Annotated in this window: 9 protein-coding genes; 5 read left to right on the top strand and 4 right to left on the bottom strand. The window is 55.4% G+C overall.

All coding sequences use genetic code 11. The features are described 5' to 3' along the window. Window positions 1–67: 67 nt before the first annotated feature. Window positions 68–979, top strand: a complete 912-nt coding sequence (locus WC184_11090) for an oxygenase MpaB family protein (GenBank protein ID MFA7478417.1) — start codon at window positions 68–70, stop codon at window positions 977–979. Between the two features lie 79 nt (window positions 980–1,058). Further along, window positions 1,059–2,480 (top strand): Na+/H+ antiporter NhaA, encoded by a 1,422-nt coding sequence (nhaA, locus tag WC184_11085; protein MFA7478416.1) that lies wholly within the window; start codon window positions 1,059–1,061, stop codon window positions 2,478–2,480. A gap of 108 nt (window positions 2,481–2,588) precedes the next feature. Here the strand turns inward: nhaA and WC184_11080 are convergent, their stop codons facing one another. From WC184_11080 to WC184_11065, 4 genes are all read right to left on the bottom strand, one after another. Beyond that, on the bottom strand, window positions 2,589–3,356 hold the full coding sequence (locus WC184_11080; protein ID MFA7478415.1) for a succinate dehydrogenase/fumarate reductase iron-sulfur subunit: 768 nt from the start codon (window positions 3,354–3,356) through the stop codon (window positions 2,589–2,591). Next, window positions 3,356–5,290, bottom strand: coding sequence for a fumarate reductase/succinate dehydrogenase flavoprotein subunit (locus WC184_11075; GenBank protein MFA7478414.1), 1,935 nt, complete (start codon window positions 5,288–5,290; stop codon window positions 3,356–3,358). Before WC184_11075 ends, WC184_11080 begins: the two co-directional genes overlap by 1 nt. Continuing rightward, window positions 5,287–6,120 (bottom strand): succinate dehydrogenase cytochrome b subunit, encoded by an 834-nt coding sequence (locus tag WC184_11070; protein ID MFA7478413.1) that lies wholly within the window; start codon window positions 6,118–6,120, stop codon window positions 5,287–5,289. Before WC184_11070 ends, WC184_11075 begins: the two co-directional genes overlap by 4 nt. 114 nt (window positions 6,121–6,234) lie before the next feature. Further along, a complete protein-coding gene (locus WC184_11065; protein ID MFA7478412.1) occupies window positions 6,235–8,481 on the bottom strand; it encodes a sugar-binding domain-containing protein in 2,247 nt (748 codons plus the stop codon). A 124-nt stretch (window positions 8,482–8,605) separates the two neighbouring features. Here WC184_11065 and WC184_11060 point away from each other — a divergent pair, with 124 nt between their 5' ends. The 3 genes from WC184_11060 (at window position 8,606) to WC184_11050 (ending at window position 12,938) form a co-directional block, all read left to right on the top strand. Continuing rightward, complete coding sequence (locus tag WC184_11060) at window positions 8,606–10,009, top strand: sigma 54-interacting transcriptional regulator (protein MFA7478411.1); 1,404 nt, start codon at window positions 8,606–8,608, stop codon at window positions 10,007–10,009. 60 nt (window positions 10,010–10,069) lie between these two features. Continuing rightward, window positions 10,070–12,088 carry a hypothetical protein gene (locus tag WC184_11055; GenBank protein ID MFA7478410.1) on the top strand — a complete coding sequence of 673 codons (2,019 nt, stop codon included), beginning with the start codon at window positions 10,070–10,072 and terminating at the stop codon, window positions 12,086–12,088. A 73-nt stretch (window positions 12,089–12,161) separates the two neighbouring features. Next, window positions 12,162–12,938, top strand: a complete 777-nt coding sequence (locus WC184_11050) for a hypothetical protein (GenBank protein ID MFA7478409.1) — start codon at window positions 12,162–12,164, stop codon at window positions 12,936–12,938. The last annotated feature ends 258 nt before the right edge of the window (window positions 12,939–13,196 follow it).

The following is a 13,196-nucleotide window of genomic DNA, read 5'->3' as shown; positions in this document are numbered from 1 at the left end:
GAAGCACGGTTCCGCCTAGCTCGGCAAGCGGCGACCAGCTTGGGGTTCATGGTTCTAAACTTGAAACATGGCTATTGCCTTCACCAGATCGCTTGGCGGTCTTCGAGATGACTTGGGTCGCGGTATCCGCAAGAGGGTTATGGGCGTTGGCGAGCAATCTCCGCCGGTCCCCATGGCCGATGAAACCGACCCTGGTTTGTTCGGCCCTGACTCGGTAGCTTGGCAAGTTCATCGTGATCCCGCAATGTTTGTGGGCGGATTACGTGCCTTGTTATTTCAAACTCTGCATCCCTTGGCGATGGCTGGGGTGGCCGACCATTCCGATTACCGCCAAGACCCGTGGGGCCGGTTGCACCGTACGGGGGCTTTCATTGGCACCACTACTTATGCGCCAACCGCCGAAGCCTTAGCCGCCATCGAGCATGTACGCCATGTCCACAATTTTGTCTTTGGTACGGCACCCGATGGGCGGAGATATTCTGCAAACGATCCGCACTTGTTGGCATGGGTTCATGTGGCTGAGGTGGATAGCTTTTTGCGTGCTTACCAGCGTTATGGAGCTCGGTCACTTAGCGCTAGCGAGGCGGACCGTTATGTCGCCGAAATGTCGGTGGTCGCCCTAGAACTTGGCAGTGAAACCGTTCCTACTACCGTGGCCGAAATCGATGATTGGTTACATGAGGTACGTGGTGAGCTTGTCTGTGGCCCCCAAGCTAAAGAGGCATTGCTGTTCTTATTGTGGCCACCTTCAATGCCTTGGAAAGTTAGGGTTCCGTATCGGGCGGTAACAGCAGGTGCGGTAGGGCTTTTGCCGTATTGGGCAACGGAAATGATGGGGGTGCCAAGCCCTCCTGCGGTCGACCCCCTGATCGTTCGGCCGCTGCTGCGTACCATGCTTAAGGGGTTTGGATGGGCCCTCGGCAGCGAAGACGGTCCCGGCTCAAACCCGGTTGAATCAGGGCGAACCGGCGACATTTGAAGCCTCAGGTGGTGAAGCTGGTCACAGCGGAATGGGCGCTGTTTTGGCCTAAGCCCGTTAATCGTTGCAAACTACCGAAGTGCAAGAAACTGAGTTAGAGCCACATTTATCTGGGTCTCCGCTGCCCTGGAGCTTGACTGATCGCTTCGTTCCACGGGTAATTATTCGCCCATTTCTGAACTTCACACAAAGCGATATTGCCGGCGGAGTGTCCATGCTGGTCATGGCAATATTGGCCCTAATTTGGGCTAACTCACCGCTCGGCGACTCCTACGTCGACTTGTGGACATCCATATGGTCGGTGCATGTGGCCGATGTTCTACATATTGATCTGACCCTGCAGGATTGGATCAACGACTTCGCCATGGCGTTCTTCTTTTTCGTGGTAGCCATGGAAATTAAGAAAGAACTGGTTAAAGGAGCCCTCAAGGATCGGCGAGCCGCGGCTCTACCCGTGTTTGCCGCAGCCGGTGGAATGATTGTTCCGGCGCTGGTGTATACCGCATTTAACATTGGGGGTGAAGGTGCCCACGGTTGGGGGGTACCAATGGCCACCGACATCGCTTTCGCGGTGGGTGTGCTGTCGCTGCTTGGCAACCGCGTTCCGTCGTCGCTAGTCGTGTTCTTGCTGACATTGGCCATCGCCGATGACCTCGGCGCCATTGTTGTAATTGCCGTGTTCTACACCACCGGTCTTTCTTTCGGTTGGCTAGCGGCCGCTATTGGTACCTTGATGCTGGGGTTGTTGGCCCAAAGGGTTGGGATACGTTCACTAGTGCCCTACGCCATCTTGGCGGGGTTCTGTTGGCTCGCGGTGTATCAATCTGGGGTGCACGCCACCTTGGCTGGTGTGGCGTTTGGTTTGTTAACCCCCACGCAGGCGTTCTTTAAGCGAAGCGACTTTGATGGACACGCCCGAAACCTCGTTGATGAGATAGAAGCACGTTCCGCAGAACTAGACTTTGTGTACGAGCTGGACCCGCATTCAGCTCACCGTATGCGCACCTTGGCCTCTGAAAGTGTGCCACCGTTGGATCGGCTGGAATACCGCTTGTCGCCTTGGACTACGTTCTTGGTTATACCAGTTTTCGCGTTGGCCAACGCTGGGGTAAGGCTTAGCTGGGACGAGTTCACCGGAGCATTCTCACAACCGGTAACCCTAGGTATTCTCTTTGGCCTTGTGGTGGGTAAAACAGTCGGTATCTCGCTGTTTTCTTTTGTTGCGGTGAAGCTTGGCTTTGGGGCTAAGCCAGCCGGAGCCAGTTGGTCGCAGGTGGTTGGTGTGGCCATGATTGGTGGCGTCGGTTTCACCGTGGCGCTCTTTATCACCGAGCTGGCCTTCGATGATCCCTCACATGTGGATGAATCCAAAGTGGGTATTTTAGTGGCCTCCACCATTGCTGGTGTTATTGGCTACTTCTTCCTAAAGGCGGTAGGTAAGAAATCCGCCGCAGCCGCTGAAGCCGATGGCACAACCCAGGCTGAAGCGCTAAACGCCTAGAGCGGAAAAGGCAATAGCTTGATAACAATCCGGCAAAAATGATTGGGGCACCGCATTTGGGCGGTGCCCCAATCATTTTTAAGCTTTAAGCGTTGATAACCAGATGGTTTACTGGCCACCCAACTTGGCGTTGTGGTACTTCGCTTTGATGTAATCACGGTTCATGTAAGCAATGAAGTCGATCGAAATTTCTTTCGGACAAGCAGCTTCACATTCACCATGGTTGGTGCAGGAACCGAAATAGTCTTCCATGGTTTCCACCATGTGTTCGGTACGGCTCCAACGTTCCGCCTGGCCTTGGGGCAACAGGTTTAAGTGTTGAATCTTGGCAGCGGTGAAGAGCTGGCCTGCCCCATTCGGACATGCAGCGATGCAGGCACCGCACTGAATACAAGCTGCGGCGTCCATGGCAGCATCGGCCGCATCTTTGGGTATGGGCATCAAGTTGGCGTCGGGGGCACTACCGGTGCTCACCGAAATGAAGCCCCCGGCTTGCATGATCTTGTCCATGGCGCTGCGGTCAACCATCAGGTCGCGCAGCACCGGGAAGGCAGCTGCTCGCCAAGGCTCGACCACAATGGTGTCACCGTCGTTGTAGTGGCGCATGTGCAGCTGGCAGGTGGCGGTACCTTTTTGAGGTCCGTGGGCTTGGCCGTCGATCATCACACCACAAGAGCCACAAATGCCTTCACGACAGTCATGGTCAAATTCGATCGGAACTTCACCTTTGTCGATCAACCGCTCGTTAACAATGTCGAGCATCTCGAGAAACGACATGTTGGGGTTGATGTCGGGGGTGTCGTAGGTTTCGAAGCGGCCTTCGGCGTTCGGGCCTTCTTGACGCCAAACTTTTAACGTTAAGTTGAGGTTCGACATTACTTGTAGCTCCTCTGGGTGAGTGCCACGGTTTCAAACGTGAGCGGCTCTTTATGAAGGGTTTGAGCTTGGTCTTGGCCTTGCCATTCCCAGGCTCCTACATAGGCAAAGTTTTCGTCATCGCGCTGGGCTTCGCCTTCGGGGGTTTGGTGCTCAACTCGGAAGTGACCGCCGCAGGACTCTTCGCGATGTAAGGCGTCGCGGGCCATAAGCTGAGCCAATTCGAAGAAATCGGCTACCCGACCAACCTTTTCAAGCGATTGGTTCGGCGATTCGTTGCTGCCTAGCACACGAACGTCTTTTTCGAATTCCGATTGTAAGGCTGGAATGTCACGAATGGCACGCTCCAAACTTTCCGCGGAGCGTTCCATACCAATGTCGTCCCATACGATCTTGCCTAGTTCGCGGTGGTAGTGATCGACTGACTTGGTGCCATTGAGCGACAGCCAACGCTTGGTGCGCTCTTCCACCTCTTTGTGCGCTTCCACAAACACCGGGTCACTGGTTGGCACCGGGGTGGTGCCCAGATGTTCGGCCAAGTAGTCGGCAATAGTGGCCGGCAACACGAAGTAACCATCGGCTAGGCCTTGCATCAACGCTGAAGCCCCGAGACGGTTGGCGCCGTGATCTGAGAAGTTGGCCTCACCCAGGGCGTAAAGCCCAGGTACCGTGGTCATCAAGTTGTAGTCCACCCACAATCCACCCATGGTGTAGTGGGTGGCAGGGTAGATACGCATTGGTACCTGGTAAGGGTTCTCGCCGGTAATGCGTTCGTACATGTCGAAGAGGTTGCCGTAACGCTCGCGGATGGTGTCTTCACCGAGACGGCCGATGGCTTCGGAAAAGTCGAGGTAAACACCGTTTCGCAGATCGCCAATTCCGTGGCCAGCATCAACAACGGTCTTAGCGTTTCGTGAGGCAACGTCGCGAGGTACCAAGTTACCGAATGAGGGGTATTTGCGTTCCAGATAGTAGTCACGCTCAGATTCAGGAATCTGGCCTGCCGGGCGGTTGTCGCCGGCGGCGGCCGGTACCCAAATACGTCCGTCGTTACGCAGCGATTCTGACATTAGCGTGAGCTTCGATTGGAACTCGTCGCTGGCTGGAATACAGGTGGGGTGAATCTGGGTGTAACAGGGATTTGCGAAGAAGGCACCCTTGCGGTGGGCACGCCAGGCCGCGGTTACATTGCACGCCATGGCGTTGGTTGAGAGGTAATAGGCGTTGGAATAACCGCCGGTTGCCAAGACCACGGCATGAGCGGTGTGCGATTCAATGGCACCGGTGGTTAGGTCTCGGGTGATGATGCCAGCGGCAACCCCGTCTTTCACCACCACTTCCAACATCTCTTTGCGGGCATGCAAGGTAACTGGGCCCGCCGCGATTTGGCGCATTAGGGCCGAGTTGGCACCCAAGAGAAGCTGCTGACCGGTTTGGCCTCGGGCGTAGAAGGTTCGAGAAACCTGGGCGCCACCAAATGAGCGGTTGTCGAGGAGGCCACCGTATTCACGGGCGAAAGGCACGCCTTGGGCCACGGCCTGGTCGATGATGTTGAGGCTTACCTCGGCTAGGCGATGCACGTTGCCTTCACGAGAGCGGTAGTCGCCACCTTTGACGGTGTCATAAAAGAGCCGGTGTACCGAATCACCGTCGGCGTGGTAGTTCTTAGCCGAGTTGATACCGCCCTGGGCTGCAATCGAGTGCGCCCGTCGGGGTGATTCATGGTAAGTAAAGACATCAACGTTGTAGCCGAGTTCGCCCAAAGTGGCGGCAGCCGCGGCTCCGGCAAGACCGGTGCCGACTACAATGATGTTGTAGCGGCGGCGGTTAGCAGGGTTGACCAAACGCATATTGAACTTGTGGTTCGTCCACTTGTCTGCGATTGGTCCCTCAGGAATTTTGGCGTCTAGGCGTGGGCTCGCATCGACGGTCATTGGGCAGTCTCCGAAAGGTTGATCACCAAAGTAGTAGCAGCGTCTTCATTGGCAGTTTCTGTGTTGACAAGTGGGGTAGTACGGTTCTTTTCGCTAATAACTCCGGCTTGAACCATGATCGGGAACGAGAGGTTTCCCACCACTATCAATGCCGCGAAGGCCACCGCGAAGGGGCGTCGCATTGGGTTTAGTTTTGGACTATTGGCCCCTAGGCTTTGGAACAAGCTCCAGGCGCCGTGATAGATGTGCAAGCCCAGAGCCAGGTTGGCCACGATGTAGAGCGCGGCTACGGGGAAGAAGCTGAAGCTCTCAACCACGTTGTGGTATGCATCGCCACGTATGAAGTCTGGGTTCACAAAACCCCAGGTCAGATCGGCTAAGTGCCACAGGATGAATAGCCCTACGATAATGCCTGAAGCCCGCATCGTACGACTAGCGAAGTTGGCGGCAATATAGTCGCGCTTCGATTGATAGCCATTGGGGCGAGCCTTGGCGTTCATTATGGTGAGCGAATAGGCCGAGTGAATGTGGAGCGCAAAAGCCACGATTAGCCCAATTCTCATCAGCCACAGCGCCACAGTTCGCGGCAGGATTGGGGTCAGCATGTCGCGTAACCACTCGGCGTAATGGTTCATGGGCTCGACGCCTAGATACAGCTTCAAGTTGCCGATCATATGGGCCAACACAAAGCCCAGAATGGCAATTCCTGTGATCGCCATAACCCATTTTTTGCCTACCGCGCTTTGGTAGATATTTAGGGGAAACGGAAGCTGTTTCGCTCGTTTGTTTATCGGGCGCACTGTGTCAGTGGACGCCGTAACTTGTGCCATCGCTATTCAATTCCTCCCAGGCGGGAAGTCGGAAGCGCCGACCCAAGGGTTTTGGGCGGCTAAGTCTGACTTTGAAACTACCCGCGCCGTCCGGCGCGGTCGAACTGTTTTGACTCATCGTCGATAGAAGTTGTCAGCAATTAGGCGATTGTTCTCATCTTTTAGGGTGAGAGTAAGGGTTAGGCGGCCCGGGTCACAGGCTGGAATGTGAGTGTTAATCTGGCCAATGAAACTACAGCTGTCGGCTTCGATATGGCCTTCCCACTGGTGATAAGCAATGGGTTGGTCCTCAGCGTGTAACTCGGCGGTTACCGTTAAGTTTTGGCGTTCTTCTCGCAGGTCACTTATTACGTGAATAGCAATGTTGCCAGCGGCGCCTGGTTTTAGACTGGCGAAGGGATCAGCGGTCACGATGAGCGGGCGACAGGAGGCTGCCAAGGCCGAATAGCCAAGTTTGGGTTTGCGGCGATGGTCCAATATGGAAAGGCTAATGGCCGGTTGGGCATCGGCCAGGAAATATTGAGCGAAACCACCAGTGGGTCGATATTTGAGCCGGCGCAACGCTTCTACCTGACGACGTATTAGCTCGGCCTGATAGGCCTGTGTCCGTTCGGCCCAAGCGTCGAAGCTGGGCGATTCGTCGGGCGGCGCAATCAAGTCAAGCAGGTCGCGACGTAGCCCGTGTTTAGATTCCAGAAGGTCCCAGTCAAGGTCAGGCCATTTTTCAGGATGCGCGAAACCGGAATTTAATGGAACGGCTTGGGCCCCAAATTCACTCACGAAGCGCACTAGGCGAGGCCAGGCTTTAGCGGCCCGCGCTAGGTCGGCAATGGTGCCGTATTGCCAACCAAACCATAGGTGTGAATCGTCACCTTCTAGCTGAGGAAGATGAGGTAGCGCCCCAGAGCTGGCCACCACCGGACGGGTGCCATCTACGCCTCGCAGTGTTCGGCGGATTGAACGGTCCAGAATGCTTCTGTTCCAAGAAGGTAGCACCTGGCCCACAACGCGTTGGCGGGCACGGCTAACCAACTGCCGGGGGCGACTAGTGGCTGCTGCTTCGTCGGGACTGATTGTTAGAGGTTCGCTGTGGGCACACCAAAGAGCTACGGCCGGGTGGGCACCTAAGAGGTCGACTGCTTCTCGAGCCTGGCGTTGGGCCTGTGCTTTCACCCCGCGGGCGTAACCCCATTGCAGCGGCAGATCTTGCCAGATCAACATGCCAGCACGGTTGGCCGCGGCGTAGAGCTCGGGTCGAGCGATGTGAGAGTTGACGCGCACAAAGTCGAGCCCTAAATCCTTGGCCGTTTGAATGTCTGCGGCTACGGCCTCGGGGGTGGCGTTGGCCAAATCTTGACGAGTGGGGCCGAGGTTCGTGCCTTTTAGAAACAAGCGTTGGCCATTGACCCACAAGACCCATCGTTTCAATTCAACTTCTCTAAACCCAACCTCGACCGATCGTCGGTGACTAAGCAACATTTGGGTGGGGTTGCCACTCGGGCGCTCCGTCTGGTCTGGCAGCTGGTCGTCGGCTTCGATGAAGGCTGAAACTTCAACGTTATAAAGTGGCTGTTCCCCTAACGAGTGAGGCCACCACAGCTTGGGCTCGGGAACCGTTACGGTCCATTCGACCCTGTTCTCGCCTGCTGCTAGCGCCACGGTGTGGGTATGGGCGTCAGCGGTTGAGGTGATAGCGGAGTCGGTGCCGGCCGAGTCGGTGTTGAGAGGCAGAACCTGGGTGCGTAACGAGGCTGAGACTGGCGCTACGGAATCTATAACGGCACGGATACCAAGCTCTCCCGCTTCGGCGTTAGCACTCAACGTACGTACTCGTAGGTGCCTAAGGTGCAAGTCGCCCGAGGCCTCTAACCTCACCCCCTGCCAAATACCACCTGGGTTCCAAGATGGGTCAATCCACGGTGACTGTTGTAGCGAGCCGGTGAGATTGTGTTTGGCAGCAGCGTCACGTTGAGGTCGACACGAAACTTCAACGCCCAATACATGGTCGCTTTGTTCCGCCAGCAATTCGGTTACGTCGAAACGGTGCGGGAAAAAATAGCCTTCGGTGTTGCCCACGTAATGGCCATTAAGCCACACGTCGCCTTGGTAGAAGATGCCTTCGAAAACTAGCCACCAACGTTTAGCTTCGCCAGATTCCAACTCGTCCAAATCGAGTTGGAATCGTCGGCGGTACAAAAGCGGGCCGTTTGAGGTTTGGAATTCGCGCTGTGATTGCCAATGCCCTGGCACGCACAGCAAAGCCCAGCTGGAGTCGTCAAAGTTGTGGTCGGCGAAGTTCCGACTGGTGGCATCATCAGCCACCGCGGCGTGCCATTCACCGTTCAGGTCGAGCGTCTCCATCACCTCGACGGTACTCGGCTCGCCACAACAGAGAGATAACGTCGGGCCCAAATTCCGCGGCGAGCAGCTACTTATCTTGGCGTTCGCGCGCCGTCGCCGTGAATGTCAAGGTAGCGTCAAGGCTATGTCACGACCGCAAACGCTTGGCCAGCTCCGCGATTCGGGCTGGGAGTCTGTACCTGTAAAAGAAGAAATTCGGCGCAACGCGATCGCCCGAATTACTGCTGGTGAACCCCTGTTTCCCGCCGTTTTGGGCTATGAAGATACTGTTTTGCCCCAGCTTGAAAACGCATTGTTGGCAGGGCACGACGTGATTTTTTTAGGGGAACGTGGACAGGCTAAGACCCGAATGATTCGAGCGCTCACCGGCCTTTTGGACGAGTGGATGCCCATCATTGAGGGCTCTGAAATCAACGACGATCCGTACCATCCCGTCTCTAAACACGCCCGCGACTTGGTTTCTGACCTGGGCGATGATGCGCCCCTCGATTGGGTCCACCGCGACGAGCGTTACGGTGAAAAACTAGCGACGCCCGACACCTCAATCGCCGACCTCATTGGCGAGGTAGACCCCATCAAGGTGGCCGAAGGGCGTTATCTTTCTGATGAGCTGACCTTGCACTACGGACTGGTGCCACGCACCAACCGCGGTATTTTCGCCATCAACGAGCTTCCCGACCTCGCCGAGCGTATTCAGGTGGGTCTGTTAAACGTGCTCGAAGAGCGTGATGTTCAAATTCGGGGTTATAAGGTTCGCTTACCGCTCGACGTGATGCTTTTTGCTTCCGCCAACCCCGAGGATTACACCAACCGAGGGCGTCTCATCACCCCGCTGAAAGATCGCTTCGGGGCTCAAATTCGTACCCACTATCCGCTTGAAGTTTCTACGGAAGTTGAAATTGCACTTCAAGAAGCACGCCCTCTCGAGGCTTCGGGTGTGAGTGTGGAAATTCCGACCTTCATGTCGGAAATTGTGGTGACGCTGAGCCACCTAGCCCGCCAGAGCCCGCACATCAACCAGCGTTCTGGGGTTTCGGTACGACTTAGTGTGGCCAACTTGGAAACGGTGGTCGCAAACGCTGCCCGTCGGGCGTTGCGCCAAGGCGAAACCGAAGTCGTGCCGAGGATTTCCGACTTAGACGCTTTGGCCAGCTCGACCGCGGGCAAGGTGGAAATTGAAACGATTGAAGATGGGCGCGACGGGCAAATCATTGAGCACCTTTTGCGTTCCGCCGTGCTGAGTGTTTTCAAAGACCGAGTGTCGCCCGAACATTTCAGGGCCGTGCTTGACGCCTTTGAAGCCGGTGAGATTGTAGATGTAGGCGAAGATATTTCTGCCGATGCTTACGCTGAACTTCTTGATGAAATGCCAGCCCTGCGGACTCCAGTCGAGGAATTGGTGGGCGCAAACGCTTCGGTCGGCGAGAAAGCTAGCGCCATTGAGTTATTACTTGAAGGCCTGCATCTGTCGAAGCGTTTGAACAAAGACGCGGCCGGAACCCGGGCCTCTTATCGCAAACGAGGTTAAGCCTATGGTTGAAGAACCCGTGTCTGTGTTAGCCCGAGTAGGCCTAGGTAGCCTTTAGTTATGGCACCCTCCCCACATTTTCGGTATTCCCGCTGGGACGGTACCCAAACGGGTTTCGATTTCGACGCGTTCGACCTTTTGGGCGAAATCACCGACGATCTTCTATACCACGGTGACCTAAACGCAGCGCTAAGGCGCATGATGCAGTCGGGTTTCGACGACAAGAACGGCGAGCGACTCCAAGGCATTCGAGAAATGCTCGAAAACCTGCGGCGGCGAAGGAAAGATAATCTCGACCGCTACGATCTCGGCGGTGTTTATGACGACATCGCACAAGAGCTGCGTGATGTGGTGGAGTCAGAGTTCAATACCCTGCAGGAGCTCGTTGATCAGGCACGCCAAAGTGGTGACCAGCGCCGTCAAGAGGTAGTTGAACAGTCGGTCGCCGAGAAACAAATTGAACTCGATATGTTGCCACCCGACCTGGCCGGGCAGGTACGTGAGCTTCAGAATTACGATTTCTCCTCGGCGGAAGCCGAAGAGCGTTTCAACGAGCTGCTCGACCGTCTACGACAACAGCTAATGCAACAGTACGTGAACCAGATGGCCGGTGCGATGCAGGATCTCACGCCGGAAGACATCGCTCGTATGAAAGACATGATGTCCGAACTGAATCGGATGTTAGAGCAGCGTGAAGCCGGGGAAGAGCCCGATTTTGAAGGGTTTATGGATCGTTTCGGTGATTTCTTCCCCGAAAACCCCGAATCGTTGGATGAACTTCTCGAAGTCATGGCTCAACGTATGGCCAATATGGCCGCTATGTTGAACTCCATGACACCCGAGCAGCGGGCGCAACTGCAGGGTTTGTCTCAACAACTGCTCGAAGACATGGATCTGGCTTTTCAAGCGGATCAGTTGTCGCGAAACCTACAGGCGGCTTTCCCCAATATGGGTTGGGACCGTCAGATGCAGTTCCGTGGTCAAGATCCGTTGGGCTTCGCCGAAGCGGCCGCCATGATGGAAGAGCTGGGCGACATTGACCAATTAGAGAACCTGCTACGGGGCGCAACTAACCCTGGCGCGTTGGCCGAGGTTGATATTGACCGGGCACGTCAACTTTTGGGCGACGATGCCGCCAAGAGCTTGGACCGCATGGCAGAGTTGGCCAAAATGTTGGAAGAAGCGGGCCTGATTGAAAACAAAGAGGGCCGTTTCGAGCTAACACCTCGAGCTATTCGTCGCTTGGGTCAGAACGCTTTGAACGAGCTGTTCAAGAAGTTGACCAAAGACCAGATGGGCCAACACCAACTTGACCGTTCGGGAATCGGTCACGAACGTCATTACGACACCAAGCCCTACGAGTTTGGCGATCCTTTCAACCTGAACATTGAACGCACGGTGCGCAACGCGGTGCAACGCCAAGGCGGTGGTACTCCCGTTCGCTTGACCCCCGACGATTTCGAAGTCGAGCGTTCAGAGCAGTTAACCAGGTCATCAACCGTCTTGATGCTCGACTTGTCACTTTCGATGCCAATGCGCGACAACTTCTTGCCTGCCAAAAAAGTTGCAATGGCGTTGCATTCGTTAATAACCGGTCAGTTCCCGCGTGACTATATGGGAATCGTGGGCTTTTCCGAGGTGGCACGCGAGCTAACTGCCGAAGCGCTGCCCGAGGTTTCATGGGACTTTGTCTACGGCACCAACATGCAGCACGGCTTCGCCATTGCTCGGAAGTTGCTGGCTAAGCAGAGTGGTACCAAACAGATCATCATGATCACCGACGGTGAGCCGACCGCCCATATCATGGCCAACGGTGAACCGTTCTTTAACTATCCACCGGTGCGAGAAACAGTAGACGCCACCTTGGCTGAAGTTATGCGTTGCACCCGCGACGGAATTGTTATTAACACTTTTATGCTAGATGCCAATAGCTATTTGCAGAGCTTTATTGAGCGTCTCACCGAAATGAACCGTGGCCGAGCTTTCTTCACAACACCGGAAACATTGGGCGACTACGTGCTAGTCGATTTCATTGAACAAAAACGGCAGATGATGCGAGGGCGCGGCCAGCGTGGCTAGGGGCATCTTTAAGCCCCGCCGCAGATTTAATCGCCAATACCTAGTTCTTGGGCTTTTGATCATCGGCTTTTTGGTGGCAAGCAAGTTTGGTGGGAATTTGTCATTGGCGGCCAACGACGGCTCCAAAGATCAAGCCGCGAAACCCATTGACACCAATACCTCAACCACGATGGCCTCGCCTACTACATCTTCGACGGTGACTGACCCTGAAACCTCAACGACCGAAACCTCCGAGGTCTTAGAAACCACCACTACCACGGCGGCGTTACCACCTCAGTTGCCTTTGGTACCCACAACCGTGTTACCGCCAGACAGTGGCATCGATCCGCCACCGGCATTGCCCTGGCCACAAGGCCCTCCGGGAGGTAACAGCGTCTTTGTCCTGGGAGATTCGGTCTTTTTAGGAACAACCCGCACCATTCCCGAAGCGCTGCCAGATTGGTTGGTCAGCTATGACGCGGTAGGTAGCCGTCGACTTTCACAATCGATCGAACACTTAGCTGAGGTCCGCGGGCATATTGGTGAAGCGGTCGTCATCCACTTGGGCAACAACTACATCGTGGGTGAACGTGGTGATTTTGGTTCTCAAATGGACGAGGCGATGGCTGTTTTAGCTGATGTGCCACGAGTTATTTGGGTGACCGTGGCGGAGGTCAGCCCGACCAGGGTAGCGATTAACGAATCAATTCGTGAGGTTGCCATGCGTTGGCCGAACGCTCACGTGCTCGATTGGGCCCCCGTGGTTGGTGCCGATCCGGGCTACACGTGGGACGGAATTCACCTCACCAATCCGGGCCGTCGTGCCATGGGTGAAGCGGTAGCGGCGGCCTTAGGGCCCGTGAAACGCTAGCTCTTTGCCGAATCTTGTCTATTGCTAGTGCGATCTAGCTGGCCTTACGGCAATAATCGAACCTCGGTGGGGGTTCAATAGCACAACTGGAAGGCGTGCTGGGTGATTATTCGCAATCAAGGGTTGCAATTTTCAACGGTACGCCTAGAATCACACCATTGTAGTTTCAACCATGGTATTAGGGGTTGAGGCTATTGGGGAGTTGAAGTACCAGCTGTAAAAGTGCAGTGAACCTCGGGAGTTTTGCCCAAAACCAGT

The organism is Acidimicrobiia bacterium, assembly GCA_041676705.1.
Taxonomy (GTDB): Bacteria; Actinomycetota; Acidimicrobiia; order Acidimicrobiales; family SKKL01; genus Actinomarinicola.
The sequence above is the reverse complement of the archived record's forward strand: the minus strand, read 5'-3'. Positions and strand labels throughout refer to the sequence as shown.

What these genes read in the sequence shown, in the direction of transcription:
- WC184_11075 (MFA7478414.1), bottom strand. Translation starts at nt 5,290, where the DNA reads ATGACCGTCGATGCGAGCCCACGCCTAGACGCCAAAATTCCTGAGGGA.
- WC184_11055 (MFA7478410.1), top strand. Translation starts at nt 10,070, where the DNA reads ATGGCACCCTCCCCACATTTTCGGTATTCCCGCTGGGACGGTACCCAA.
- WC184_11070 (MFA7478413.1), bottom strand. Translation starts at nt 6,120, where the DNA reads ATGGCACAAGTTACGGCGTCCACTGACACAGTGCGCCCGATAAACAAA.
- WC184_11090 (MFA7478417.1), top strand. Translation starts at nt 68, where the DNA reads ATGGCTATTGCCTTCACCAGATCGCTTGGCGGTCTTCGAGATGACTTG.
- WC184_11060 (MFA7478411.1), top strand. Translation starts at nt 8,606, where the DNA reads ATGTCACGACCGCAAACGCTTGGCCAGCTCCGCGATTCGGGCTGGGAG.
- WC184_11080 (MFA7478415.1), bottom strand. Translation starts at nt 3,356, where the DNA reads ATGTCGAACCTCAACTTAACGTTAAAAGTTTGGCGTCAAGAAGGCCCG.
- WC184_11065 (MFA7478412.1), bottom strand. Translation starts at nt 8,481, where the DNA reads ATGGAGACGCTCGACCTGAACGGTGAATGGCACGCCGCGGTGGCTGAT.